The 24,721-nt window shown below is 41.8% G+C and carries 24 protein-coding genes; 9 read left to right on the forward strand and 15 right to left on the reverse strand.

Going from position 1 to position 24,721, the window contains the following annotated elements:
- Positions 1-145: 145 nt before the first annotated feature.
- The gene (htpG, locus tag AAGU76_RS06700) at positions 146-2,020 is read left to right on the forward strand and encodes a molecular chaperone HtpG (protein ID WP_342484702.1); all 1,875 of its coding nucleotides are present in this window, start codon (positions 146-148) and stop codon (positions 2,018-2,020) included.
- Between the two features lie 201 nt (positions 2,021-2,221).
- Positions 2,222-3,046, forward strand: coding sequence for an undecaprenyl-diphosphate phosphatase (locus AAGU76_RS06705; RefSeq protein ID WP_342484703.1), 825 nt, complete (start codon positions 2,222-2,224; stop codon positions 3,044-3,046).
- Between the two features lie 133 nt (positions 3,047-3,179).
- On the opposite strand, the gene AAGU76_RS06710 is transcribed toward AAGU76_RS06705, so the two are convergent.
- Genes AAGU76_RS06710 through tsaE form a run of 4 tightly spaced genes read right to left on the reverse strand, consistent with a single transcriptional unit; the run spans position 3,180 to position 5,662 of the window.
- Entirely contained in the window at positions 3,180-4,046 is an 867-nt protein-coding gene (locus AAGU76_RS06710) for a D-alanyl-D-alanine carboxypeptidase family protein (RefSeq protein ID WP_342484704.1), read from the reverse strand.
- A 19-nt stretch (positions 4,047-4,065) separates the two neighbouring features.
- A complete protein-coding gene (gene rimI, locus AAGU76_RS06715) occupies positions 4,066-4,512 on the reverse strand; it encodes a ribosomal protein S18-alanine N-acetyltransferase (RefSeq protein ID WP_342484705.1) in 447 nt (148 codons plus the stop codon).
- Between the two features lie 9 nt (positions 4,513-4,521).
- Entirely contained in the window at positions 4,522-5,211 is a 690-nt protein-coding gene (gene tsaB, locus AAGU76_RS06720) for a tRNA (adenosine(37)-N6)-threonylcarbamoyltransferase complex dimerization subunit type 1 TsaB (protein WP_342484706.1), read from the reverse strand.
- The gene (tsaE, locus tag AAGU76_RS06725) at positions 5,192-5,662 is read right to left on the reverse strand and encodes a tRNA (adenosine(37)-N6)-threonylcarbamoyltransferase complex ATPase subunit type 1 TsaE (RefSeq protein ID WP_342484707.1); all 471 of its coding nucleotides are present in this window, start codon (positions 5,660-5,662) and stop codon (positions 5,192-5,194) included. The genes tsaB and tsaE overlap by 20 nt, the downstream gene beginning before the upstream one ends.
- A gap of 270 nt (positions 5,663-5,932) precedes the next feature.
- Here tsaE and murC point away from each other — a divergent pair, with 270 nt between their 5' ends.
- A complete protein-coding gene (murC, locus tag AAGU76_RS06730) occupies positions 5,933-7,306 on the forward strand; it encodes a UDP-N-acetylmuramate--L-alanine ligase (RefSeq protein WP_342484708.1) in 1,374 nt (457 codons plus the stop codon).
- Between the two features lie 107 nt (positions 7,307-7,413).
- On the opposite strand, the gene AAGU76_RS06735 is transcribed toward murC, so the two are convergent.
- From AAGU76_RS06735 to metF, 3 genes are all read right to left on the reverse strand, one after another.
- Positions 7,414-8,304, reverse strand: coding sequence for a polyprenyl synthetase family protein (locus AAGU76_RS06735; RefSeq protein WP_342484709.1), 891 nt, complete (start codon positions 8,302-8,304; stop codon positions 7,414-7,416).
- Positions 8,305-8,397: 93 nt separating this feature from the next.
- Entirely contained in the window at positions 8,398-10,779 is a 2,382-nt protein-coding gene (locus tag AAGU76_RS06740) for a homocysteine S-methyltransferase family protein (protein ID WP_342484710.1), read from the reverse strand.
- Between the two features lie 10 nt (positions 10,780-10,789).
- Positions 10,790-11,668, reverse strand: a complete 879-nt coding sequence (metF, locus tag AAGU76_RS06745) for a methylenetetrahydrofolate reductase [NAD(P)H] (RefSeq protein WP_342484711.1) — start codon at positions 11,666-11,668, stop codon at positions 10,790-10,792.
- Between the two features lie 374 nt (positions 11,669-12,042).
- On the opposite strand from metF, the gene AAGU76_RS06750 reads away from it, so the two are divergent.
- The 6 genes from AAGU76_RS06750 (at position 12,043) to AAGU76_RS06775 (ending at position 18,101) form a co-directional block, all read left to right on the forward strand.
- Positions 12,043-13,746: an ABC transporter substrate-binding protein gene (locus AAGU76_RS06750; protein ID WP_342484712.1), complete on the forward strand. Its 1,704-nt coding sequence runs from the start codon at positions 12,043-12,045 to the stop codon at positions 13,744-13,746.
- A 241-nt stretch (positions 13,747-13,987) separates the two neighbouring features.
- Complete coding sequence (locus AAGU76_RS06755) at positions 13,988-14,953, forward strand: ABC transporter permease (protein WP_342484713.1); 966 nt, start codon at positions 13,988-13,990, stop codon at positions 14,951-14,953.
- A gap of 10 nt (positions 14,954-14,963) precedes the next feature.
- Entirely contained in the window at positions 14,964-15,857 is an 894-nt protein-coding gene (gene opp4C / locus AAGU76_RS06760; RefSeq protein ID WP_342484714.1) for an oligopeptide ABC transporter permease, read from the forward strand.
- A 7-nt stretch (positions 15,858-15,864) separates the two neighbouring features.
- Positions 15,865-16,860, forward strand: a complete 996-nt coding sequence (locus tag AAGU76_RS06765) for an ABC transporter ATP-binding protein (RefSeq protein ID WP_342484715.1) — start codon at positions 15,865-15,867, stop codon at positions 16,858-16,860.
- Positions 16,857-17,867 carry a dipeptide ABC transporter ATP-binding protein gene (locus tag AAGU76_RS06770; protein WP_342484716.1) on the forward strand — a complete coding sequence of 337 codons (1,011 nt, stop codon included), beginning with the start codon at positions 16,857-16,859 and terminating at the stop codon, positions 17,865-17,867. The genes AAGU76_RS06765 and AAGU76_RS06770 overlap by 4 nt, the downstream gene beginning before the upstream one ends.
- Positions 17,868-18,101: a hypothetical protein gene (locus AAGU76_RS06775; protein ID WP_342484717.1), complete on the forward strand. Its 234-nt coding sequence runs from the start codon at positions 17,868-17,870 to the stop codon at positions 18,099-18,101. It begins immediately after the preceding gene.
- A gap of 299 nt (positions 18,102-18,400) precedes the next feature.
- Here the strand turns inward: AAGU76_RS06775 and AAGU76_RS06780 are convergent, their stop codons facing one another.
- From AAGU76_RS06780 to AAGU76_RS06815, 8 genes are all read right to left on the reverse strand, one after another.
- Positions 18,401-18,601, reverse strand: coding sequence for a cold-shock protein (locus tag AAGU76_RS06780; protein WP_019229488.1), 201 nt, complete (start codon positions 18,599-18,601; stop codon positions 18,401-18,403).
- 314 nt (positions 18,602-18,915) lie between these two features.
- Positions 18,916-19,182, reverse strand: coding sequence for a hypothetical protein (locus AAGU76_RS06785; protein ID WP_342484718.1), 267 nt, complete (start codon positions 19,180-19,182; stop codon positions 18,916-18,918).
- A complete protein-coding gene (locus AAGU76_RS06790) occupies positions 19,182-20,786 on the reverse strand; it encodes an ABC-F family ATP-binding cassette domain-containing protein (protein WP_342484719.1) in 1,605 nt (534 codons plus the stop codon). Before AAGU76_RS06790 ends, AAGU76_RS06785 begins: the two co-directional genes overlap by 1 nt.
- A gap of 122 nt (positions 20,787-20,908) precedes the next feature.
- The gene (ftsZ, locus tag AAGU76_RS06795; protein WP_342484720.1) at positions 20,909-21,985 is read right to left on the reverse strand and encodes a cell division protein FtsZ; all 1,077 of its coding nucleotides are present in this window, start codon (positions 21,983-21,985) and stop codon (positions 20,909-20,911) included.
- A gap of 91 nt (positions 21,986-22,076) precedes the next feature.
- Positions 22,077-22,421 (reverse strand): DUF1290 domain-containing protein, encoded by a 345-nt coding sequence (locus AAGU76_RS06800; protein ID WP_342484721.1) that lies wholly within the window; start codon positions 22,419-22,421, stop codon positions 22,077-22,079.
- Between the two features lie 13 nt (positions 22,422-22,434).
- Positions 22,435-23,118 carry a DUF881 domain-containing protein gene (locus AAGU76_RS06805; protein WP_342485696.1) on the reverse strand — a complete coding sequence of 228 codons (684 nt, stop codon included), beginning with the start codon at positions 23,116-23,118 and terminating at the stop codon, positions 22,435-22,437.
- A 42-nt stretch (positions 23,119-23,160) separates the two neighbouring features.
- Positions 23,161-23,874, reverse strand: a complete 714-nt coding sequence (locus AAGU76_RS06810) for a DUF881 domain-containing protein (RefSeq protein ID WP_342484722.1) — start codon at positions 23,872-23,874, stop codon at positions 23,161-23,163.
- Positions 23,867-24,673, reverse strand: a complete 807-nt coding sequence (locus tag AAGU76_RS06815; RefSeq protein WP_342484723.1) for an FtsQ-type POTRA domain-containing protein — start codon at positions 24,671-24,673, stop codon at positions 23,867-23,869. The genes AAGU76_RS06810 and AAGU76_RS06815 overlap by 8 nt, the downstream gene beginning before the upstream one ends.
- Positions 24,674-24,721: the final 48 nt, after the last annotated feature.

Genomic DNA, 24,721 nt, shown 5'->3' on the forward strand with positions numbered 1-24,721 from the left:
TTTTTTTTGAAATTTTCTTCTGTAAGCTATTGACAAAAATTACTGTTTTGCTAAAATATAAGTGGTTAGCACTCATTAGTTTCGAGTGCTAACAACTCAACTGCATTTTAAGCGAAAGAAGAATATATGGTAAGGAAGGGATAATATGGCTAAAAAACAATTCAAATCAGAATCCAAAAGGCTTTTGGACCTGATGATCAACTCCATCTACACCCACAAGGAGATATTCTTAAGGGAGCTCATATCAAATGCCAGCGACGCAATTGACAAGAGCTATTACAAATCTCTGACAGACAACAGCATCGTGTTTGACAAGGATGATTTCTACATCAGAATTACGGTTGACGAAAATGAAAGAACGCTCACCGTATCTGACACAGGCATAGGAATGACAAAGGATGAACTTGATTCAAACCTCGGTACGATTGCTAGAAGCGGTTCCTTTGACTTCAAGGAAAACAATGAAGCTAGGGATGGCATTGATATAATCGGGCAGTTTGGAGTGGGCTTTTACTCAGCATTCATGGTTGCTGAAAATGTGACTGTAATTAGCAAAGCCCTGGGAAGCGATGAAGCTTACAAGTGGGAATCAACAGGCGCCGACGGCTACACTGTGACGACCTGCAGCAAGCAGACTACCGGTACAGACGTAATAATGAAAATCAAGGCAAGCACCGAAGGTGAGGACTACGACGAATTCCTGGATGCTTACACAATAAAAAATCTTGTAAAGAAATATTCAAACTTCATTAAATATCCCATAAAGATGATGATGAAAAAAAGGCGACACAAGGAAGGAACAGAAAACGAGTATGAGGATTATTTCGAAGACGAAACCCTTAACAGCATGGTTCCCATATGGAGAAAAAACAAAAGCGAACTGACCCCTGAAGATTATGAAAACTTCTACACAGAAAAACACTTCGGCTATGAAAAGCCGTTGAAATACACTCATGTAAGCGTCGAAGGATTGACAAGCTACAATGCAATACTGTACATACCTGCCAGGGTTCCTTTTGATTTCTACACTAAGGAATTTGAAAAAGGCCTAGAGCTTTACTCTAACGGCGTACTTATCATGAACAAGTGCCCTGACCTCTTGCCTGACTATTTCGGATTTGTGCAGGGTCTGGTGGATTCAGCCGACCTGTCACTGAACATTTCTAGAGAAACACTGCAGCACGACAGGCAGCTTCAGTTCATTGCAAAGAAAATCAAGGAAAAGATAAAGAGCGAACTTTTATCCATGCTCAAGGATGAAAGGGAAAAATATGAGAAGTTTTTCGAAAGCTTCGGCAGAACTCTGAAGTTCGGAGCGTACAGCGAATGGGGAGCAAACAAGGAAATGCTGCAGGACCTTCTCATGTTCTATTCATCTACAGAAAAGAAGCTTGTAACTCTTGATGAATATGTTTCAAGAATGAAAGAAGACCAGAAGCATATATACTATGCTACCGGAGATAGCATCGGGAAAATTGATAAGCTGCCCCAGACAGAGCTTGTTGCCGACAACGGCTTTGAAATACTTTATTTCACTGATGAAATCGACGAATTTGCTATCAAGGTTCTCATGAACTACAAGGAAAAAGAGTTCAAGAACGTTTCAAGTGCTGACATGGATTTAAAATCCGAAGAGGACGAGGAAAACAAGGAAGAAAACAAGGATATATTCTCATTCATGAAGGACTCTTTGGAAGGAAAAGTAAAGGAAGTACGAGCTTCAAAGAGACTTAAGACACACCCTGTTTGTCTAGCATCCGAAGGCGAGCTTTCCATAGAGATGGAAAAAGTTCTTAAGTCTATGCCAGATAACCCCGGAAACATCCATGCAGAAAAGATTCTTGAAATAAACACAAACCACGAGATGTTCACAAACATCAAAAACGCCTATGTAAGCGACAAAGAAAGACTTAAGAAGCTTTCCAGCGTTTTGTACAACCAGGCACTTCTCATTGAAGGTCTGCAGATTGAAGATCCGGTACAGTACGCAAACGACGTGTTTTCTTTAATTAAGAATTAAGTATAAAAATTAAGAATGAAGAGTTAAGAGTGAAGAATTAATGGAAAGGACAGCAAAGCTGTCCAACTTTAGAACAAAACAGGCATTCCTTGCATGCCTGTTTTTTCTATTAATTCTTAATTCTTAATTCTTAACTCTTCATTAATACTCCTTTTTCCCTTGAATATAATTATTATTATTGATATACTGAATATTATTTATATGGAGGTATTTATCTTGATAGAAATTTTAAAGGCGGTCTTGCTGGGTATCGTACAAGGTATAACAGAATGGCTGCCAATAAGCAGCACCGGCCATATGATACTGGTGGATGAATTTTTACAGTTAAACTTTTCCGACGTATTCGTCAATACGTTTTTGGTTGTCATACAATTCGGATCCATACTGGCTGTTTTGACAATTTATTTCAACCTTTTAAATCCTTTTTCAGGCAGGAAAACGCCGGATCAGAGAAAGGACACCATATCTTTGTGGTTCAAGGTTGCCGTGGCAATCATCCCCTCAGGCGTAGTAGGAATACTGTTTGAGGATAAAATCGATGAATTGTTTTACAACCCCGTGGTGGTTGCTCTTGCCCTCATTATTTACGGAGTAATTATGATATTCATCGAAGGCGGCAGGAGAAGGTCAAGAGTTAAGGACTTTTCAGACATGTCCTACGGGCTGGCATTCACCATAGGGATTTTTCAGTGCCTGGCACTAATACCCGGCACGTCACGTTCGGGCTCAACAATAATCGGAGCCTTGCTGCTGGGAACATCAAAGCTTGTTGCAACAGAATTTTCTTTCTTTATGGCAGTACCCACAATGCTGGGAGCCAGCGCAGTAAAGCTTATAAAAGCAGGCTTCGCATTTTCAGGATTCGAATGGACCGTTCTCTTAACAGGCTCACTTGTGGCATATGTGGTTTCCATATTTGCAATAAAGTTCCTCATGGGATACATAAAAAAGCACGACTTCAAGGCATTCGGCTACTACAGAATAGTTCTTGGCATCCTGGTGCTAGCATACTTCTACCTACTTTAATTAAGAATGAAGAGTTAAGAGTGAAGAATTAGTGGAAAGGACAGCAGAGCTGTCCTAATATAGAACAAATCAAAACAGGCATGCCTCGCATGCCTGTTTTTTCCATTAATTCTTAATTCTTCATTCTTAATTCTTAATTGCTCTGTAAGTATTCTTCCAGCGTCTGTCCTGATTCATAAACCTGAGCAGCAAGCTCTGTTCCCACAAATCTTATGTGCCACGGCTCGTAGAAATAACCCGTGATGTCCTCCTTGTCCTTCGGATATCTTACAATGAAGCCGAACCTGTGGGCATTTTCCGAAACCCACTTGCCTTCCTCAGTATCTCCGAAGGTATCATCCAGCTGGAAATTCATGGCCTCGCAGGTTATGTCCATGGCAAGCCCCGTCTGATGCTCGCTTTGGCCGGGTTTTGCGCTATATTTGTCCGCTGCAGCCTGACCATGGTTTGAAACATACGATTTATAAAGGGATTCCTGTGTATTGTAGGACCTATAACCTGAGCGTGCATAAAGTTCAAATTCCCCCTCATCCTTTGCTGCCTGGAATAGCTCCTGAAGCGCAACGTAAGCCGGCTCCCTCAGCTGATTGATCTCTGGATTGTCAAGCGCAGTGGGAATTCCTTCAAGCTTCTTTAAATCTTCAGGTATATAGCTGCTCGGAAGGCTGTTCTTCTTGTTTACAAGGGCATCTATGGCGCCGGGGGTTTCTACCTGGCTGACAGCATCCTGCTGACCGGATGGTTCCTGTGCCGGGTTTGAAGGTTCTTCTTTTGGAACCTCTTCACTTTCTGCCGGTTCCTCCTGTTTCGGTTCCTCAGCTGATGGTTCTTCCTTGTCCTGGTCTTCCGCAGGCTCTCCCCCTGCGGTCACATCCTGATTGTCCTCACCGTTAATTCTGTTATTTCCTACCATGGCAAAAATAGCAGCTGTTAAAACCAATACCGACACTATTACCGTCATATATACTTTAATAAGTTTTTTTCTTTTGTTTTTTTTCATGTCCTCTCCTTATATGCTGCTATACAATCTTCTTCCACATGATAATGGCATCCTCAACCGGCATGTGATAGTACTTTGGTCTCTTGCCCACCGGAAAAAATCCGAATTTCGTATACAGTCTTATGGCCGGAATGTTTGATTCCCTTACCTCCAGGGTCATGTTCGATATTTCGCTGCACTTGCAGATGCTGACCATTTTTTCTATGAGCATGGAAGCAATATTTTGATTCCTGAATTCAGGCAAGACTGCAACGTTCGTTATGTGGCACTCATCAATAATCTTCCACATGCCCATGTATCCCATTATTGTTCCGTCTGCTTCTGCACACTGGTAGTATGCCAGTTCGTTTTTCAGCTCGCCTTCAAAAGCATCCCTTGACCAAGGAACTGAAAAACACCTTCTTTCAATTTCTGCAATTCTGTCAAGGTCCTTGTGAGTCATTTCCCTAATGATGATTGTATTCATAAAGCCCCCTTACTTCTTGTTTCTTTCAGCCTGCGAGAGTCTCAGATACTGCGGCTTGAATGTTGAAGCATCCACAGTCTCCCCTTTTTGTGCCATCATGCAGCCTATGAATGACAGGGTCGCAGCATTGAGATAATTGAACTTGGCTGGAGCAAAATAAGCTTTTCTGTTCAATTTATCCTCGATCATTTTCCTGTAGTTTTCTGAGCCGTCACCGTTGAAAACCACAGATTCTTCATAACCGTTCAGAATATCGATCAGTTCTTCTATGTTGCATGGGAATTGTTCCTTAACGCAGTTTAAATTTTCACCTTCCCACTTGTAGATGCCCGTATAAATTCTTCCGGCCTTGGCGTCCATTATGGGAACCACCAGCCTTTCGGCATCGTAAATATTTCCTGCCAGAGACTTCATTGTGGGCACTCCGGCAATGGGTATGTTTGCTGCAAAGGACATGCTCTTTGCTATGGCCGCTCCGATTCTGAGGCCTGTGTATGAGCCCGGTCCCTCTGAAACTGCGATCACATCTATATCCGTGATTTTTATGTTAAGTTCATCCAAAAGCTCTTCTATTAAGGGCATCAGCTTTTCTGAATGAGTTTTTTTATGGTTCAGCGTAAACTCGCCCAACATGCTGAAGTCTTCTGATACTGCGCATGAAGCGGTTACTGATGATGATTCAATTGCAAGTATTTTCATATTGTTTTAATTCCTCCGTTATGTTTTCAAAAACATCTCCTCTGCCGGAAATGTTCAGCATTCTTCTATTGTCATCTATTCTGTCTATGTTGATGTTCACTCTGTCAGCCGGAAGAATTCCCTTTATGTTTTCAGACCACTCTATAACGCATACTCCCTCAGAATAAATATATTCATCGTATCCCAAATCATACATGTCGTCTTCCGATTCTATCCTGTATACATCCATGTGATAAAAAGGCAGTCTACCCATGTATTCCTTTATGATGTTGAACGTTGGACTCGTGATGTAATCCTTTACTCCAAATTCCCTTGCAATAAACTGGGTAATTGCCGTCTTTCCGGCGCCCAGGTCTCCGTCCAGACAAAGGACAGTTCCGCTTTGGAGATTTCGGCTTATAATTTTTCCTATGTTTTCTGTATCCTTAAGATTGTTTGAAATAATTTTCATGCTCTATCCTTTTCTTAACAAAAGATCCGGCAACTGTTAACTGACGAACTACAGATGCCGCATCAATGCTGATTATATCTAGGCTTATTATACATTTGCACCATTAAAAAATCAAGGAATAATAACAGCCCCTTTTCCGCCCCAAAATTTAATTGAACAATAACATCTCGCATGTTATAATACTTTGAATATATTTGAAGCAAATTTCAGGTGTTATTTGTTTAAATCATGAATAAAATTATATAGAATTAAATATTTAAGGAGAATGCAATGGACAATCAGTTTAATCATATATATTTCATAGGAATAGGCGGCATAAGCATGAGTGCGCTGGCCGAAATAATGATAGAAGAGGGTGTCAGGGTCTCAGGCTCTGACAGAAACAGCTCCCACATTGTAAAAAGGCTTGAAAAAGCCGGAGCTAAAATCAACATAGGACACGAGGCAAAAAACATAAATAAAGACATTGATCTGGTTGTATACACTTCGGCTATTGCAAATGATAATCCCGAGCTTCTGATGGCACAGGAACTTAATCTCTTCATAATGGACCGAGCGGAGTTTTTGGGTCTCATCATGAAGAAGTACAAAAATGCCATATGCGTTTCCGGTACCCATGGAAAAACGACTACCACGGGAATGCTTTCATCCATACTGATGGAAACAGAAATAAATCCGACAATTTTTCTTGGAGGGGAAATGGACTCCATGGGCGGAAACCTGAAACATGGTTCCTACGACCTGATGCTGACGGAAGCCTGCGAATACAAAAGAAATTTCCTGAAATTCAACCCGACGGTAGAGCTCATCTTAAACATTGAAGAAGATCATCTTGATTATTACAGGGACTTATCAGATATAGAGGATGCATTCCTTGAGTATGCCAAAAAGCTCCCGGCAGCAGGATACCTGATTGTAAACGTTAAAAACAAGGATTTGTTCAAAGGTCTGGAGTGCAGTGTTGTAACCTTCGGCCCGGATGACAGCGCTGACTATTATCCCAAAGACGTACGGCTTGTACCGTCATTGTCCTACACGCTCATGCACAAGGGAGAAAAGGCAGCGGACATTGATTTAAGCGTGTTCGGAGAACACAACATATTAAACTCCGTTGCTGCAGCTGCAGCCTGCATTTCCCTGGGAATAGGTGTGGAACAGATTGTAAAAGGTCTTTCAAGCTTCAAGGGAACCCACAGAAGATATGAATTCAGAGGTACCTTCAACGGTGCAGCCGTCATTGACGATTATGCTCACCACCCTTCGGAAATGAAGGCAACTTTAAAAACCGCCAGATCGTATACAAAGGGGAAAATTATAACCGTTTTTCAGCCCCACACATACACCAGAACCATAAAGCTGCTGGATGAATTTGCTGAAGCTCTCACACACTGTGACCAGGCAATTCTCCTTGATATTTACGCTGCAAGGGAAATTAACACAGGCATGGTTCATTCCAAAGACATAATCTCAAAAATGAAGCTTCTCGGCAAAGATGCGGCATATGCTTCAAGCTTTCAGGAAGCTGCAGACATAATCAAATCAGCAGCTGCAAAAGGCGACACCATAATAACCATGGGCGCCGGAAATGTAGACGAGATTGTACCCATCTTAATTAAGAGTGAAGAATTAAGAATTAAGAATTAACGGAAAAAACAGGCATGCGACGCATGCCTGTTTTGGTTTATTCTATAAAGAGGACAGCTCTGCTGTCCTTTCCATTAATTCTTCATTCTTAATTCTTAATTGCTTTTTTAATGGTCGCGTCTTGTCAGGTACAGCGCCAGCTCTCTTAGATGTTTTGCCTTATCACCGAAAATTTCAAGGCTCTTTAAGGCTTCATCCGTGAACTGTTCCACATCCTTCATGGATTGTTCGATGGATTTGAAAGTCAGATACGTGACCTTGTCGTTTGCAATGTCGCTTCCGATTGCCTTTCCAAGTTTTTCCCTGGTGCTTGTGACATCAAGTATGTCATCTTCTATCTGAAATGCGATTCCTATTTTTTCGGCAAATAACTCAAGACATTTTTGCTGCTCTTCATCTGCTCCGCCGAGAATTGCCCCTGCAGCTACGCTGCTTTTTATTATGGCACCTGTTTTAAGGGAGTACATATACTTAAGGTCTTCAAGGGAATTCACCTTTTCATGTCCGTACATGTCAACAATCTGTCCGCCTATCATCCCGTCTGCTCCGGACGATGACGCAATGGCACTTAATGCTTTCACGCACCTTCTTAAATCCAGTCTTCCTTTAAGTGCTGCTTCCAGGCCAGTTTCAAAGGCCTTGTTCAGGAGTCCGTCTCCTGCCAGTATTCCTGTGGCTTCCCCGAATTTCTTGTGGTTTGAAAGTCTGCCGCGTCTGTAGTCGTCATTGTCCATTGCAGGAAGGTCGTCATGAATGAGCGAATATGTGTGAATCATTTCCATTGCACATGCAAACGGCAGCACATCATCATCGTTTCCTCCGAATATCTCATAAGCTCCCATCATTAAAACAGGCCTGAGCCTTTTGCCTCCTGACATGAGGCTGTAGTTCATTGCTTCATAAATCACCCTTTGAGGATTGTCCTCTTCGGGTATGGAAGCAGAAAGATACTCTTCCACCTTTTCTGCTTTTTTCTTAATCCAAACTTCAAATTCCATTATAACCCCCGTACAATTATCACAAAATGATATGAAATCCTTCACTGACGCTCAGGATGATGAACATGCTTTGCAACAGTCCATCTTCAGCATTTATCTGCCGTTGAACACTGTTTTGGCAATTTCCACTGCTTCCTTTGCATCCTTGGCATAATAATCAGCACCCATGGTCCTGGCGTATTCCGGAGTCAGCACGGCTCCTCCCACCATTATTGGGCAGTCTATGTTGTTGTCCCGAAGTTCCTTGATTATTTCCTCCATGCTTTTCATGGTGGTAGTCATGAGAGCACTTAATCCCACAATAATAGGTTCATTGTATTTTTTTGCCTCTTCGATTATCCTTTCTGCCGGAACATCCTTGCCAAGGTCTATTATATCATAATTATAGTTTTCCAGAATAACCTTTACAATATTTTTTCCTATGTCGTGAATGTCTCCCTTGACGGTTGCAAGGATTATTTTCCCGCTGCTTAAGTTTGCAGACTGGTTTTTCTTGAGGCTTTCCTTCAATATGTCAAAGGATGCTTTTACAGTCTCTGCAGACTGTATAAGCTGCGGAAGGAATATTGTTCCCTTTTCGAAGTCGCTTCCCACCAGGTCAAGGGCAGGAATCAGGAACTGGTTGACTATTTCAAGTTCGCTTTTTGTTTTCAGAAGCTCTCTTGTTTCTGCTGCCGCATTTTCTTTGAGGCCTTTCACGACCATGTGGGACAGCGTCATTGAAGCTTTTTCCTTTACAAGAGGTGCATTGTCCTGCACTGCCTCTTTGAATCTTTCGATGTATTTCTTTGAACCCCTGTCATGATTGTACAAAACGTTGAAGGCGTAAACCTTATCCATCATGGCCTCGTCGTTGGGATTTATTATGGGCAGGTCAAGGCCGGCAGCCATGGCAATGGCCAGAAACGTTTCATTTATGAGAGGTCTGTTCGGCATTCCGAAGGAAATGTTGGAAACTCCCAGCACTGTCTTGAGACCAAGCTTTTCCTTAATCATGGTCAGAGTCTTTATAGTTTCAACAACTTCCTTTTGCTGAGCCGAGCATGTGAGCGTCAGAGTGTCTATGTAGACGTCTTCTTTTTTGATGCCGTACCCTAGCGCCTTGTTGAGTATCTTTTCGGCTATCCTGAATCTGTCGGAAGCATTGTCAGGTATTCCGCCTTCATCCAGGGTTAGCCCCACAACAGCAGCACCGTATTTTTTAACCAGGGGAAGTATGTTATCAAGAACCTTATCCTCACCGTTTACGGAATTCACTATGGCCTTTCCGTTGCAGTATCTTAAGCCTGTTTCTATGACGTCCCTGTCTGAAGAGTCTATCTGAAGGGGTGTTTTCGTAATGCCCTGCAGGCCCTTTACAACCTTCTTCATCATTTCCTTCTGATCTATTTCTCGAAGCCCCACATTGACGTCTAGAATTTCAGCACCGGCTTCAATCTGAGATACCCCCAGCTTAAGGATGTAGTCCATGTCGCAGTTCTTTAACGCTTCCTTCAGCATCTTCTTGCCGGTTGGGTTTATCCTTTCGCCTATTACCTTCACTCCGTCTATGAGCACGGTATTTGACGGAGTGCAGAGTGCAGAAAAGCTCTTTAAGCTTCTTTCGGTCTTGGTCATCCCTTCGGTTTTTCCACATATGCTTTTTATATAGTCCGGAGATGTTCCGCAGCAGCCTCCAACCAGGTTTACACCCAGCTTTACAAACTCAAGAACATCCTGTGCGTATTCCTCAGGTCCCACCTCGTAGTGCATCTTCCCTTCCTTCATTGACGGAAGCCCTGCATTTGCCTGGACAAGTATGGGAAGGTTCGTCCAGTTTATAAGTTCCTCCACAATGGGACGGATTTCCTTGGGACCCAGCGAACAGTTTATGCCGAGAACGTCAACTCCAAGCCCTTCAAGAGTCATAGCCATGCTTGATGGAAGACATCCCGTGAACGTTCTTCCATCATTTTCAAAGGACATGGTTGCCACAACCGGAAGGCTGCAGTTTTCCCTTGCTGCCAGCACAGCTGCTTTCATTTCATAAAGGTCAGTCATTGTCTCAATAAGGATCAGGTCGGCACCTGACTTTGCCCCCTGCAATACCTGCCTTTTGAAGATGTCATAAGCCTGGTCAAACGAAAGACTTCCCATAGGCTCTATAAGCTCTCCTATAGGCCCTATATCAAGAGCGGCAAACACATTCCTGTCTCCTATGGCTTCCCTTGCAGCCCATACGGCCGCATCAATTACTTCCTCCACAGAATATCCTGTGCCATGAAGTTTTTTTTCATTGGCGCCGAAGGTGTTTGTGGTTACTACAACTGAGCCGGCTTCAATATATTCCCTGTGTATTTCCACAATCTTATCTCTTTGGTTTATGTTTAAGGTTTCCGGAACCTCCCCGAGCTTCAGCCCTTTTTTCTGAAGCTGGGTTCCCATTGCGCCGTCAAAGACGACGATGTTGTTCTTAATGAATTCTATGAATTTCATGTGGGCCTCTCTATCCTCTGTTTAATGAATGTATCAATGATATCAGGTTATTGTGTGTCTTCCTTGCAACGTACGGGTTATTCATGGTGTAAAGGTGAACTCCGTCAACACCGTTAGCCATAAGGTCGATAATCTGCTCTGTGGCGTATGCGATGCCTGCGTCAACCATTGCATCCTTGTCGTTTTCGAATTTGTCCATCATTCGTATGTACTTTTCCGGTATTTTTGAACCGCTTAAGGTTGCTATTCTCTCAATCTGAGCTTTGTTTGTCAGCGGCATGATGCCTGCCTGTACTGGCACGTTTATGTTGTGCTTGCATGCAAGGTCCATAAAATTGTAGAAATCATTGTTGTCAAAGAAAAGCTGGGTTGTGAGATGGGTCACTCCTGCTTCAATCTTGTATCTCAAGTTCCTAACATCATCTTCCAGGTTGACGCTGTCAACATGTCCTTCCGGATAGCAGGTTCCGCCCAGGTCGAAGCGATTGTTTTCCCTTATGTACGCAGCAAGGTCAGAAGCGTGCTGAAAGTCTCCCTTAACTTCCTCTTCCAGCGGAATATCGCCTCTTAAGGTAAGGATGTTTTCGATGCCTTCTTCCTTCAGTTCATTAAGAATCGCGCTTATCTCTTCCCTGGTGGAACGAATGCACGTAAGATGTGCCATGGACTCTATATCGTACTTGTGCTTTATGAGCGATGAAATTTCCTTCGTCTTGTTCTGGTTGCTTCCTCCTCCTGCTCCATAAGTGACGCTGATGTAATCCGGTCTTAAATCGCTTAATGATTCCAGCGTTTTATAGATTGTATCTATGGAAGAAGTATTTTTAGGAGGGAATATCTCAAAGGAAAATACAAATTTCTTTTTGTTGAATATATCTGTGATATGCATGCTGTTCTCATTCTCCTTAATTTTTTGAATATTATAACATACATATGCAAGGCTGTAAATCCATGATTATAAATAAACTATAATTATATAATATGGAATTAATGCCGAAATAAGATGAAAAATCAGTTAAATCGAACATCAGCCGCATAATGTGATTTTTGCCTTCATATAAATAGATACTTAAATAATTAATGGATGCATAAAACAAATGAATTGACTTAAAATGCAGTTTAATATATAATATACTTACTTGGAAACGTTTTCTTTATAGTCACAACCCATCTTACTAATCATCCTTGCATAATTAGAAAAGTATAATAAATACAAGCGGCTCATGCCGATGTATATATTTATAAAAAATGGAGGGATTTAATATGAAAAACAGGAAATTTTTATCAATGTTTATGGCTGTAATGATGGTAGTTATGTTACTTGCAGGCTGTACAAGCCAGACAGCTAATCCGGCTCCTGCCCAGCAACCGGCAGAACCGGCTCAACAGCCGGCTGAAACACCAAAAGCCGACAAAATCTTAAAATTTGGTTCAACTGGATTCGGTGGATTGTTTAATCCAATTATGTCTGACAACACTTATGATACATATGTGGCAGATATTATCTTTGAAAAGCTTGTTACCAACAACGCTGAGGGTGAAATGATTCCCGTTCTTGCAGACTGGACTATTTCTGAGGATAAGCTCACGTATACATTTACATTGAAGGACGGAATTAAGTTTTCAGACGGTTCTGACTTAACTACAGAGGACGTTGCATTTACATATAAGACCATTGCACATCCGGACTACAATGGCCCTAGAGCCTATGCTGTAAGCAGTATGGTTGGCTATGAAGAATTCCACAGCGGAGCTTCAGACACATTTGAAGGAATAAAAATAATAGACGACAAAACAATATCATTTACATTTGGAGAAGGTTTAGCAGCTCCGGCAAACATAGAAAGCTTCATTTATGGCATAATGCCATCAGATTATTATGCTTTTGAAAACTGGGAAGATTTCCTTGCCCTGAACGAAAAGCCCATAGGGTCAGGCATAATGGTTTTTGACAGCTGGGAACCAAAGCAGTTTATTAAGCTCATGAAAAATACAAATTACTGGGATTCTGCCAACGGAGCCAAAATTGACGGTGTTTTATTGAGTGAAGTGCCTGATGAAAGCATAATTTCTGCTCTTCAAACAAATCAATTGGATTTTGCACAAATACCTTCCAGTGCTGAAAATCTTCAAGCTGCTGAAGCTTTATCAAATATAAGTATTGCAAACTTCCTTGGAAACGGATACACATTCATGTGCTTTAACACAATAAGGCCGCAGCTTTCAGATGTTAGAGTAAGGCAGGCATTAATGTATGCTCTTGACAGAGAATCATTCATTGAAGCTCAATACGGTGAGGGACTGGCATCCGTAGGGATGGCACCTATATCACCATCATCATGGGCATTTCCGGATGCTTCAGAACTGAATGACTACAAATTTGACATGGATAAAGCTGCACAGCTGATGGATGAAGCAGGCTGGACCATGGGCACTGACGGCTTCCGCTACAAGGATGGAGAAAAGTTCCATGTTACATGGCTTGTTTATACTGATTCATCATGGCCGGGAACGCTGTCCGGCATGGCAGCTGATACCTGGAAACAACTGGGCGTTGAACTTGAAATAGAGTTAATGGACTTTGATACGGTGGCATCACGTACAATGGATGCAGCACCTGGAGAAAAAGACTTTGATATCTACACAATGGGATTTTCATTAAATATTGACCCTGACCCAACAGGAGCTTTGTTTGATGATGATGCTTATGTTGCTGGAGGCTTTAATGCATCCGGATATAAAAATGCTGAAGCAATGGCGCTGGTTAAAGCAGGCAAAGCTGAATTTGACACTGCAAAAAGAGCTGAAATTTACAAGGAATGGGCTAAAATGATGAACTATGAAATTCCTCATGTTATTATAGCTTACAGAAAAGAAATCTGGGGAATCAACAACAGGGTTAAAGGAATGGATCTTGGAACATTCAGAACCTGGGATCAATGCTTAAAAAACATAACACTTGAATAATTCGACTAGAGAGCACAGTATACTAAAAGCTTAATGGAAAAATTAAACTATGGACATTGTCATTCTGAGACACAGTCCGTAAGATGCCCTAACCCTATTTTTCAGGTTCCTTCCTGAAAAATAGGGTAGGTGTTTTATGAGATCCTTCACTGCACCCAGGATGACATATCGCATTTGTCAATAGTCTGATGATACAGTGCTCCCATGAACAAAATAAAATTATATCGGAAGAGGTGGTTTTTTGAAAAACTACATTATCAGGCGCATTATTCAAATGATTCCGGTTTTCATAGGAATTTTATTCATATTGTTCTTCATTCTTGAACAAGCTCCAGGAACTCCTGTTTCAAACATGATGATTCCTAAAATGACACCTGAACAAAAGGCCGAACTTGCTCAGAAACTAGGACTTGACATTCCCTGGTACCAGCGGTTCGTTAACTGGATAGGAGAAGCCCTTCACGGGAACCTGGGCTACTCCATCAATCACAAGAAACCTGTTGTGGAAGTCATGAAAGATTATGTGGGGGCAACCCTGCTCTTGTCCCTGGCTTCCCTGTGTATTTCAATTATTCTCGGCATACCTGCCGGAGTAATCAGTGCCACAAGGCAGTACAGCTTTACTGACAATGTCCTGACGGTTGTGTCTTTTATAGGTATAAGCATCCCGTCATTTTTCTTCGGACTTCTGCTCCTAAAAAATCTGGCGGTTGATGTGCAGATATTCCCCTTGTTCGGAATCAAGGATCCGCTGCTTATGTCAGACAATCCTTTGGATAAGGCATTAGACGTTGCATGGCATCTGGTTTTGCCAAGCATTGTCCTTGGCCTGGGCTCAACTGCCAGCTTCATGCGCTATACCCGTTCCAGCATGCTTGAAGTTATAAAGCAGGATTACATAAGGACGGCCCGTGCAAAGGGTTTGAAGGAAAAAACCGTAATATACAGGCATGCATTCAGAAATGCCGTTATTCCCATAATAACGCTTCTTGGTTTCTGGATACCTGCCTTATTGTCAGGGGCTGTTGTAACCGAAACAATTTTTGCTCTTCCCGGTCTTGGAAAAATATCCGTTGAAGCAACCATGACAAGAAATTATCCCTTGATTCTTGGAATCAATGCTATGTTGGCAATGCTCACCCTTATGGGCACATTGGTGGCTGACATACTGTATGCCATTGCAGATCCAAGAATCAGGTATGATTAGGCGGTGCTCTATGGTTAGAAGCGAAACTTACAATAAAACAAAAAAATTACACGATAACCTTTCCTATTGGGGAGAGGTGTTTTACAGACTCCGTAAAAACAAAATAGCCATGATAAGCTTATTCCTGCTTATGGGAATAATAGCCCTGTGCGTCCTGGTTCCTTTACTTTCACCGTATTCCATTGAGACCACAGATATGAAAAACAGGGACCAGGCCCCCGGCTCCGATCACTGGCTGGGTACGGATAAAATCGGCAGAGACCTTTTTGTCAGACTCTTTTATGCAGGGCGGATTTCCCTTGGTCTTGCCCTGGCGGTAGTGGCACTGGAATGCTTTATTGGTGTGGTCTTAGGCAGTCTTTCCGGTTTTTACGGAGGATTCATTGATGTCGTCATAATGCGCTTTGCCGACATATTCATGTCGTTTCCCTTTATGATGTTTTGTATTACCATTGTTGCCGTCTTTGGAAACAGCATAACAAATCTGATATTTGTTCTTGCACTTTTAAGCTGGCCCAGCATCGCCAGAATTGTCAGGGGACAAATACTGACGCTGAGGGAAATGGAATACATGGAAGCATGCGAGGCTCTGGGCATCAGCGACTTCAGAAGAATTTTCAGGCATCTCCTGCCCAATGTCCTGGCCTACGTTATTGTTTATGCGACTCTCGGTATGGCAAACGTGATCCTGACAGAAACGTCCTTGAGTTTCCTGGGACTTGGGGTTTCACCTCCTACACCCACATGGGGAAATATGATACAGGAAGCAAGAAACACTCTGATAATACAACAGAAGTGGTGGTATTGGATACCTCCTGGCATATGTATCTTTATTTCTGTTATGTGCTTTAATATACTGGGTGACGGCATGCGTGATGCCATTGACCCCAAAATGAAGAGATGAGGTTGCTATGAGCAGAATATTATTGGAGGTAAAAAACCTTAAAACTTATTTTCATTCGGACAGAGGCATCGTGAAAGCCGCTGATGACGTGAGCTTCTATGTGAAGGAAGGGGAAACACTGGGTATTGTAGGCGAATCAGGCTGCGGTAAAAGCATAACCTGCATGTCGCTGGTCAGGCTGGTTGAAACTCCTCCGGGAAAGTATGCTGGAGGACAGATTCTTTTTGACGGCGAGGACATGCTGAAGGTATCAGATGAAAGGATAAGGGAAATCAGAGGAAACGACATATCTTTCATATTCCAGGAGCCTATGACTTCGTTGAATCCTATTTTTAAGATAGGAAGACAAATAAGCGAAACCATGATGCTTCACAGGGGTATGACAAAAGATGAAGCTTACAAGGAAAGCATTAAGATGCTAGAACTTGTTAAAATACCAAATCCGGAAAGAGTTGTGGATGACTATCCCTTTGCTCTTTCGGGAGGCATGCGCCAAAGAGCCATGATTGCCATGGCACTGGCTTGCGAACCAAAGCTCTTGATTGCCGACGAACCGACCACAGCCCTTGACGTAACCATACAGGCGCAAGTTTTGGACCTGATGAACGAGCTTAAACAAAAAATCAATGCATCCATCATTTTCATCACCCATGACCTGGGAGTGATTGCAGAAATGAGCGACAGGGTTATGGTAATGTATGCAGGCAAGGTTGTAGAGGTTGCTTCTGTTATGGATATATTCAAATCACCCAAACATCCCTACACCATTGGGCTCATTAAATCAAAGCCCGACATGTCGACAGTCAGCACAAGGCTCAATGTAATTCCCGGAAACGTTCCGGACTTAAGCAATCTGCCAAAAGGATGTCCATTTAATCCAAGATGTGATCATGCCACCCAAAGGTGCAGGGAAGATTTTCCTGATGAGATTATTCTTGAAGGAGAACACAGAATTGCATGCTGGCTTTATGCAGAAAATTATGCAAAGGAGGAAGTACTATGACAACAGCAAGCGATACCATGGCCAGCGAATACCTGGTGACAGTCAATAATCTGAAAAAGTATTTCCCTATAAAGACCGGAATAATAAAACGTGCAACCGGAAATGTCAAGGCGGTTGATGGAGTATCATTTAAAATAAAAAAAGGAAGCGTATTGGGAATCGTGGGTGAATCGGGCTGCGGCAAATCGACGCTGGGCAGAACAATGCTCAGGCTGTTGAACCCAACAGAAGGCGAGGTTGAATACGACGGCCAAAACATTTACAATCTGAACAAAAATGAAATCAACCGCATGAGGACCAAAATGCAGATCATATTTCAGGATCCTTACAGCTCGTTGAACCCCCGCCTGCCTGTTTATGAAATCGTGGGTGAGGCCATGCTTCAGCACAACATCGTTAAGAGCAAGAAGGAAATGAAGGAAAGTGCGATTGAAGTAATAAAGAAATGCGGCCTGTTCCCGGAACAGGCAGAACGATACCCCCATCAGTTTTCCGGCGGGCAGCGCCAGCGCATATGCATAGCCAGGGCACTGGCAGTGAATCCTGAATTCATCGTATGCGATGAAGCCGTTTCTGCTCTGGATGTTTCCATTCAGTCTCAGATTATAAACCTTTTAAAAGATGCACAGGAAGATTTCGGTCTGACCTACCTGTTTATATCTCATGATTTGTCTGTGGTTAAATTCATCAGTGATGAGGTGGCAGTCATGTACCTTGGGCAGATAGTTGAGAAAGGAAGCAAAAACCAAATATTCACCAATCCCCTTCATCCCTACACGGAAGCTTTGTTGTCAGCTGCTCCGACCTTCGATCCGGCTGCTGCACATAACAAAAAGCGAATAATACTGAAGGGAGACATTCCTTCTCCTGCCAATCCGCCTAAAGGATGCCGCTTCCACACACGATGTCCATACACGGCCGAAGTGTGCAGAGAAAAAACACCTGATTACCTTGAAATCAATGGCGGACATTATGCCATGTGCCATAAAGTAAACGGAGTGATATAAATGCTGTTTCTTAAAGACAAAGTTGAAGAAGATTTGGATAAAATAAGAAAGGCTAACTTGCCGGATGGTTATGTGAACAATGAAGAACTTAAAAGAGAAAATGCTAGACTGCAGCTGGAAAAGAATGATCTTCTGGCCATGATACTGGCTGTCTTTTCATTAATTCTGCCGTATGTGCTGGCATTTATCTGCATAATGGGGGCTTTTGTGTTTTTGTTGGGATATTTATACTAGGAAATTATGGGTTCGCAGTCTCGCAACACAAATTTGTCTGCTCCTTACGTCGCACAAATTTGGTGCTCGTTGCGGCTGACTTACCTGCAATTTGTCCTTCGCTGTCGCTCGTACAAATTGGGTCAAGTCATGCAGGGAATATCGCAGTCTCGTTCACAAATTTATTTACTCCCTACGGTCGCATAAATTTGGAACTCGTTGCGGTTGACCTACCAACAATTTTATTCTCCCTTCGGTCGATAAAATTGGGTTAGGGCATACAAAAACCGGGATATTAATCCCGGTTTTCATTTTGCACGTTATATTCTAGTAACGTTAGCTGCTTGGTCGCCTCTGTTTCCTTGAGTAACGTCAAAGCTTACTTTTTGACCTTCTTCAAGAGTCTTGAATCCATCTCCCTGGATAGCTGAGAAATGTACGAATACATCATTGCCATCTTCCTTTGTGATAAATCCAAATCCTTTTTCTGAGTTAAACCATTTAACTGTACCCTTAGCCATGAGTACCTCCTAAAAATATTATTTATATTCCATAGTATAAAAAAATTCACACATTTTTACATATTATATACAGTGACACATATAATATCTAAAAACATGTGAAATCTATAAATACATCTGTAATACTATTAAAGAATAACACATTTTTTTATATTTGTCAAGAGAGTTTTAAAATTATCCTGGTCAATTTATTTTGAAATACTAATAAATTCTGACAAAATAACCTACATTTCCTCAGTAAAAAGTCAGTAAATTTTGCCGGGTGAAGAAATTCCACATACATGGGAGTTCGCTAAAGCGAACTCCCTACTTTGTTATTGTTCTTCCCAGTCCGTTTCATACTTGCAGAATTCATCGGCAAGCATTTCATCGGTGTAGTCCAGGATTATATGCCTTACAATGCTTTCCATTGTTCCCATGTCATCTTCGTCATCCAGACTTGATTCTTCCAGAATATCCTTGAATATGCTGTATGCGCGTTTGTATGATATGTTCATCTTCGTAAGCTCATTTAGCATTTCCTGATTTATTGAATCCTTGAAATCTTCAAAACTCATTTCCTGAGCAAATTTTTTATTCATTAACTCACCCTCTGTCTGGTTTCTTTTCTTTCCAAATACTCATCATAAGTCATTGCCATATCAACCATGCCGCTTTCTGTAAGCTCTATTACGCGGTTGGCTATGGTCTGTATGAACTGGTGGTCGTGCGATGAAAACAGTACTATTTCCTTGTAGTCAATTAGTCCGTTGTTCAAAGCTGTTATGGATTCAAGATCCAAATGGTTCGTGGGCTGGTCAAGCACAAGCACGTTTGAGCCTGAAAGCATCATTCTTGAAAGCATGCATCTTACTCTTTCTCCTCCTGACAGTACATTTGCAGGTTTCAGTGCATCATCGCCGGAGAAGAGCATTCTGCCCAAAAATCCTCTCAGGAAGCTTTCGGACTGATCTTCCGAGTACTGTCTCATCCAGTCAACAAGGTTATAGTTTACGCCGTCAAAAAACTCAGAGTTGTCCTTCGGGAAGTATGACTTGGTTATAGTCTGACCCCACTTGATAGTTCCTGAATCAGGTTCCATTTCGCCTATGAGTATCTTAAACAAAGTTGTCTGAGCAAGCTCGTTTTCGCCTATGAACGCTATCTTGTCGCCTTTGTTCACCCTAAAGGAAATGTTTTTCAGAATATCGATTCCGTCAATGGATTTCGACAATCCTTCAACCGTAAGTATTTCGTTGCCTACTTCTCTGTCGGGAGTAAACTTAACAAAAGGATATCTTCTGGATGATGCCGGCATTTCTTCTACTTCCAGCTTGTCAAGAAGCTTTCTTCTGGATGTTGCCTGCTTGGATTTTGACTTATTTGCAGAGAATCTCTGAATAAAGTTTTGAAGTTCCTTTATCTTGTCTTCTCTCTTTCTGTTCTGATCTCTCATAAGCTGCTGCATCAGCTGGCTTGACTCGTACCAGAAGTCGTAGTTGCCAACATACATTCTTATTTTCTTGAAGTCAATGTCCACAATGTGAGTGCACACCGTGTTTAAGAAGTGTCTGTCGTGAGATACAACAATTACAAGGCCTTCGAAGTCCAGCAGGAAGTCTTCCAGCCAGTTGATTGATTCGATGTCAAGGTTGTTTGTAGGTTCGTCAAGAAGAATGATTCCAGGTCTTCCGAACAAAGCTTGAGCAAGCATAACTTTAACCTTGTCCCCGCCGTTTAAGTCTCTCATGTATGAATAATGCAGTTCTGAACCGACACCAAGGCCCTGAAGAATCTGCGCTATTTCTGTTTCAGCATCCCAGCCGTTCATTTCGGAAAACTCACCTTCAAGTTCCGATGCTCTCACTCCGTCTTCATCAGTGAAATCTTCCTTGGCATACAGCGCGTCCTTTTCCTTCATAACCTCATAAAGTCTTGCATTTCCCATCATAACCGTTTCCATTACCGGATAATCGTCGTACATGAAGTGGTCCTGCTTCAATACAGACATTCTAACGTTGTTGGGTATTGTGATTTCTCCTGTTGTGTAATCTATCTCTCCTGACAATATTTTCAGGAACGTAGATTTTCCTGCTCCGTTTGCACCTATTACTCCGTAACAGTTGCCAGGAACAAATTTTAAGTTTACGTCGTTGAATAATTTGCTCCCGCCGAACTGGAGACTTAAGTTTGTTACTGTTATCATTTAATCATCCTTATATATAATATTTAAATTTACAATTTTAGACTTAAAAAGAATATCACATTACAATAAATAATGCAAGAAAAAAAGGAGCCTTCGAATTTTTTTCGAGGCTCCGGTTAATCTTAGTTTTTCTTGTTTAGGAAATTTGGAATTGTGAAATCAAACGGGTTGTTGTCTTTTAGTGCCTTGTCATCCTTGGGTGATTTGGCAGGATCAGTCTTGGCACCCTTTGTTTCGGCTTCCTTTGTCTCACCGAACCCTGTTGCTATTACAGTGATCTTTATGGTATCGCCAACTGTTTCATCAATATTGGCTCCAAAAATAATGTTTGCTTCCGGATCTGCAGCTTCCTCTATGAGCTTAGCAGCTTCATTCACTTCATGGATTCCCATGTTTGTGCCGCCTGTGATGTTAAGCAGCACTCCTCTTGCACCGTTTATTGAAGTTTCAAGAAGCGGGCTTTGGATTGCCTGTTTAACGGCATTCAGTGCCCTGTTTTCTCCTGTGGCCTGTCCTATACCCATATGGGCCAAACCCTGACCTGACATTATTGTTTCAACGTCGGCAAAGTCCAGGTTCATTATGGCAGGAATTGCAATAAGATCTGAAATTCCCTGTATACCTTGTCTCAAAACATCGTCTGCCAGAGTGAAAGCTTCAAGCATTGTTGTCTTCTTATCAGATATTTCCAGGAGTTTATCGTTTGGTATTACAACCAGAGTATCGATATTTTCTTTCAATTTTTTAAGACCTGCTTCAGCATTCTTCATTCTGTTCTTTCCCTCGAACATGAAGGGTTTAGTAACTACGGCCACCGTAAGAATTCCCTGTTCTTTGGCAACACCTGCAATGTATGGAGCTGCTCCTGTTCCGGTGCCGCCGCCCATGCCTGCGGTAATGAACACCATGTCTGCACCTTCAACAAGCTCAGCAATGTCAGCCTTATTTTCTTCTGCAGCCTTTTCGCCTATTTCAGGTTTTGATCCGGCGCCCAGCCCGTTTGTCAATTTTTCTCCAATCTGGAATTTTATTTCTGCCTTTGATGTGTATAATGCTTGCTTGTCCGTATTTACGCTTATAAATGTAACGCCTCTTACGCCGGCTTCAATCATTCTGTTAACCGCATTGTTTCCGCCGCCGCCTACGCCGATAACCTTAATATTCGCAAGTCTTTCTGATGGTTCTTCAAATTGAAACATATATTGACCTCCTAAACGAGAGAAAATTTTTCTTATTATAAAAAATATTATATCACATATTTATTAATTTTCATACACATTTTTAAATAGTTTACTTGTTTTTATTATATTTTTCAAGCAAAACATTAATCATAATCCCCAACTTATTATAAATATTATTTCCGAATGCAAATACCGCAGCAAGGTAGACAGGAAGGCCCAATTTTTCTCCAACGTATCCCAAAACCATAGCAAATGCCAGGTCGCTTACAAGATAGCTTACGCTTTTGACCGATGTAAGCTCACTCTTCAAATTGTCGGAAACCATGTTGAAAATTGAATTGAGCAATGCAAGCACTGCCAAGGAAATATAAACTGCATATTCAGGATTGTAGGCCAGGTTTAAGTTCAAACCTGCAACAACTCCGATAGCCAAGCCGGCAACAACATATATCATTTGTTTCAACCCCTTATTCTGCGCCCTGCGCAAATTTTATCTGAGAATTTTTTTCGTTAAAGCTTGGAACCGAAAGGTTGTAGCTCATCATAACAGCAACCTCCATTCCGTACTTGTTCTTCAGGTCATATGCGTACGTTCCTTCATCCGCAACTACACTGTACAAAGATTCCTGGTCACCTACCGCTCTGATGACAAATGGAGCAGGAACGGCTTCACCGTTAATCTTCAACACAGGACCGGCACACACAACCTCCGATATGTTTACAATTCTTTTGCCGTTGACATCAATAGCCTCCGCCCCGGCGCTTTTCAGGTCATTCAGCAAAACGGTTATATCAACGTCATGCACTATCTTTTCCATTATATCCAGGTTTTCATCTTCGCTGGTGCTGTCTGAAACCCTCAACATTATTCCGGGCCCCCGCACGTCAGTAAATCCGTTGTAGAACTTAAGCTCCTGGATTTTATAATTCATATCTATGATTTCGTCAAGAAAATTATCGTCATGGTAACCGTTTATGATATTTTTTTGATTTGAAACCTCAGTTTTCAGTTCGTTGACTTCAGTCTTTGTTTCTTCTATTTTATCCTTGTACTTGCTTATGTTCTTCACAATGTAAATTGTATTTTCATCCACATTGGCATCAGATCCGTTGACTATGACTGCAGAAACAATAACGGCAAGAAGAAACATCAATATGTTAAAACTTTTTTTCTTTATTGGAATCTCCCCCTCTTACTGCTCTTCCTCAATGTTTATGGGTACGGCATACTTGAACTGCTTTTCACCGTCATACTTGTTGATAAATATTTCGCTTGAACTTTCAATATCTATTGTATAGCCTATCTGTCCAAGCTGCGATACGATACCCCCCACGAAATTCAGTGACGCCTCTATGGTCCTTGTATTTCCAATTGCTTTTATCTCAAGAGGAAGAACCATTGCAACCCCGTTTACGTTGATGTGGTCCAAAACCGGAACTATTTCCGTGTAGTTGGTGTACCTTTGTCCGTTGATGGAAATTGCCTCCACGCCTGCATTGTTGAGATAGCTTATGAGAGCCAGAATGTACTGATGGCTTGAAGCCAGGCTCACATATGGATTCGGATCCGCATCTATTGTTATGATTGTTCCGGGTCCCTTCACGTCGTAGTATCCCGACAGAATCTGCTGCTTCTCAAGTTCAGATGCGAGTCTTTCCAGCTCAGCCTGCTTGGCGCTGAAAATCTCTTCATTGTCCTTTGCAGTTTGTTTCAGCTGCTCAAGCTCGGCGTTCAGCTTTTTCTTCTCCCGCTGGAGCTCCGAAAGTTCGCTGTCAAGCTCGACCGCCCTGTCCTGCGGATTTTCATCTCCAAGGACATTGTTGGTGGTCTTTATCTGCGCCATGCAGACAACTCCCAAAATCAAACTTATCCCGAACAGCATTAATCTTTGCCACAATTTACTCATTGTATTCCTCCATTTTATAGTCCTCTATGTATACCGGACTGTCCCCCTTTGTAAAATCTATCAATCCTGACGTTACAGTCAGGTTGTTATTCAATCGTTCATTAATAATCTTCATGGCGAATATGATCTGATACTTTATGTCTTCGTCAAGTTTTATCCTTATCTGTGTGCCATACTCCGTGTCAATTATTACGCTGTTGTTCCTGCCGGCGGTCATTCCCTTTATAGTCTCACTGCCGAACTCGCTGTTTAAATATGCGATGGTGTCTAGAATGTTTTTAATGTTGCCTATTCCGTCAAACTCCACCACGTTTCCTATATTGTATAATACCTGGGTTAAACTTTCAATAGTAAGCAGCTCATTTTTTTCAGGTGATATTCTCAGTACATATCCGTCCTTGTCAGTCACTATGTATTCGTTGTTGTAGAATACCTGATACTTTTCTTCTCTTTCCTTTATCTGAATATACACCTTGTTCGGAAGTTCGTAAACCACCCGTGCGCTTTCAACGTACACTTCCTTTTCAAGCTTTTCTTTAACCTTGTCCCTGTCTACGGATAAAATTCTTTCGCCCGTATCGATTCCGGATTTTTCAGTTATGTATTCCCTGTCATATGTTGAATAACCTGAAACATCGATTTGAACTATCTCAAAGTAAGGTGTCTCAAAGTATACATAATAAAGGCAAAAAACAACAACTACAGCAGCTGTGAAAAAAGCTGCTGTGCTGACAAATAGCTTGCTGAACTTTTTCTTCTTTTTCTTTTTCTTTCGTTTATGGTTGTTTTCATCTGACATTTTAGTACCTGAATTTTTTTATTTGCAATTCAGAACGCGCCGAAGAAA

This window comes from Sedimentibacter sp., from assembly GCF_038562225.1.
Lineage (GTDB): Bacteria > Bacillota > Clostridia > Tissierellales > Sedimentibacteraceae > Sedimentibacter.

Coding starts and splice junctions, on each gene's coding strand:
- rimI (WP_342484705.1), bottom strand. CDS start 4,512: ATGAATACAATCATCATTAGGGAAATGACTCACAAGGACCTTGACAGA.
- ftsZ (WP_342484720.1), bottom strand. CDS start 21,985: ATGTTTCAATTTGAAGAACCATCAGAAAGACTTGCGAATATTAAGGTT.
- AAGU76_RS06710 (WP_342484704.1), bottom strand. CDS start 4,046: ATGAAAAAAAACAAAAGAAAAAAACTTATTAAAGTATATATGACGGTA.
- AAGU76_RS06770 (WP_342484716.1), top strand. CDS start 16,857: ATGACAACAGCAAGCGATACCATGGCCAGCGAATACCTGGTGACAGTC.
- AAGU76_RS06775 (WP_342484717.1), top strand. CDS start 17,868: ATGCTGTTTCTTAAAGACAAAGTTGAAGAAGATTTGGATAAAATAAGA.
- AAGU76_RS06740 (WP_342484710.1), bottom strand. CDS start 10,779: ATGAAATTCATAGAATTCATTAAGAACAACATCGTCGTCTTTGACGGC.
- AAGU76_RS06805 (WP_342485696.1), bottom strand. CDS start 23,118: ATGTTTCTTCTTGCCGTTATTGTTTCTGCAGTCATAGTCAACGGATCT.
- AAGU76_RS06750 (WP_342484712.1), top strand. CDS start 12,043: ATGAAAAACAGGAAATTTTTATCAATGTTTATGGCTGTAATGATGGTA.
- tsaE (WP_342484707.1), bottom strand. CDS start 5,662: ATGAAAATTATTTCAAACAATCTTAAGGATACAGAAAACATAGGAAAA.
- opp4C (WP_342484714.1), top strand. CDS start 14,964: ATGGTTAGAAGCGAAACTTACAATAAAACAAAAAAATTACACGATAAC.
- tsaB (WP_342484706.1), bottom strand. CDS start 5,211: ATGAAAATACTTGCAATTGAATCATCATCAGTAACCGCTTCATGCGCA.
- AAGU76_RS06815 (WP_342484723.1), bottom strand. CDS start 24,673: ATGTCAGATGAAAACAACCATAAACGAAAGAAAAAGAAAAAGAAGAAA.
- AAGU76_RS06800 (WP_342484721.1), bottom strand. CDS start 22,421: ATGATATATGTTGTTGCCGGCTTGGCTATCGGAGTTGTTGCAGGTTTG.
- AAGU76_RS06785 (WP_342484718.1), bottom strand. CDS start 19,182: ATGAATAAAAAATTTGCTCAGGAAATGAGTTTTGAAGATTTCAAGGAT.
- AAGU76_RS06780 (WP_019229488.1), bottom strand. CDS start 18,601: ATGGCTAAGGGTACAGTTAAATGGTTTAACTCAGAAAAAGGATTTGGA.
- murC (WP_342484708.1), top strand. CDS start 5,933: ATGGACAATCAGTTTAATCATATATATTTCATAGGAATAGGCGGCATA.
- AAGU76_RS06705 (WP_342484703.1), top strand. CDS start 2,222: ATGGAGGTATTTATCTTGATAGAAATTTTAAAGGCGGTCTTGCTGGGT.
- AAGU76_RS06810 (WP_342484722.1), bottom strand. CDS start 23,874: ATGAGTAAATTGTGGCAAAGATTAATGCTGTTCGGGATAAGTTTGATT.
- metF (WP_342484711.1), bottom strand. CDS start 11,668: ATGCATATCACAGATATATTCAACAAAAAGAAATTTGTATTTTCCTTT.
- AAGU76_RS06735 (WP_342484709.1), bottom strand. CDS start 8,304: ATGGAATTTGAAGTTTGGATTAAGAAAAAAGCAGAAAAGGTGGAAGAG.
- AAGU76_RS06765 (WP_342484715.1), top strand. CDS start 15,865: ATGAGCAGAATATTATTGGAGGTAAAAAACCTTAAAACTTATTTTCAT.
- AAGU76_RS06790 (WP_342484719.1), bottom strand. CDS start 20,786: ATGATAACAGTAACAAACTTAAGTCTCCAGTTCGGCGGGAGCAAATTA.
- htpG (WP_342484702.1), top strand. CDS start 146: ATGGCTAAAAAACAATTCAAATCAGAATCCAAAAGGCTTTTGGACCTG.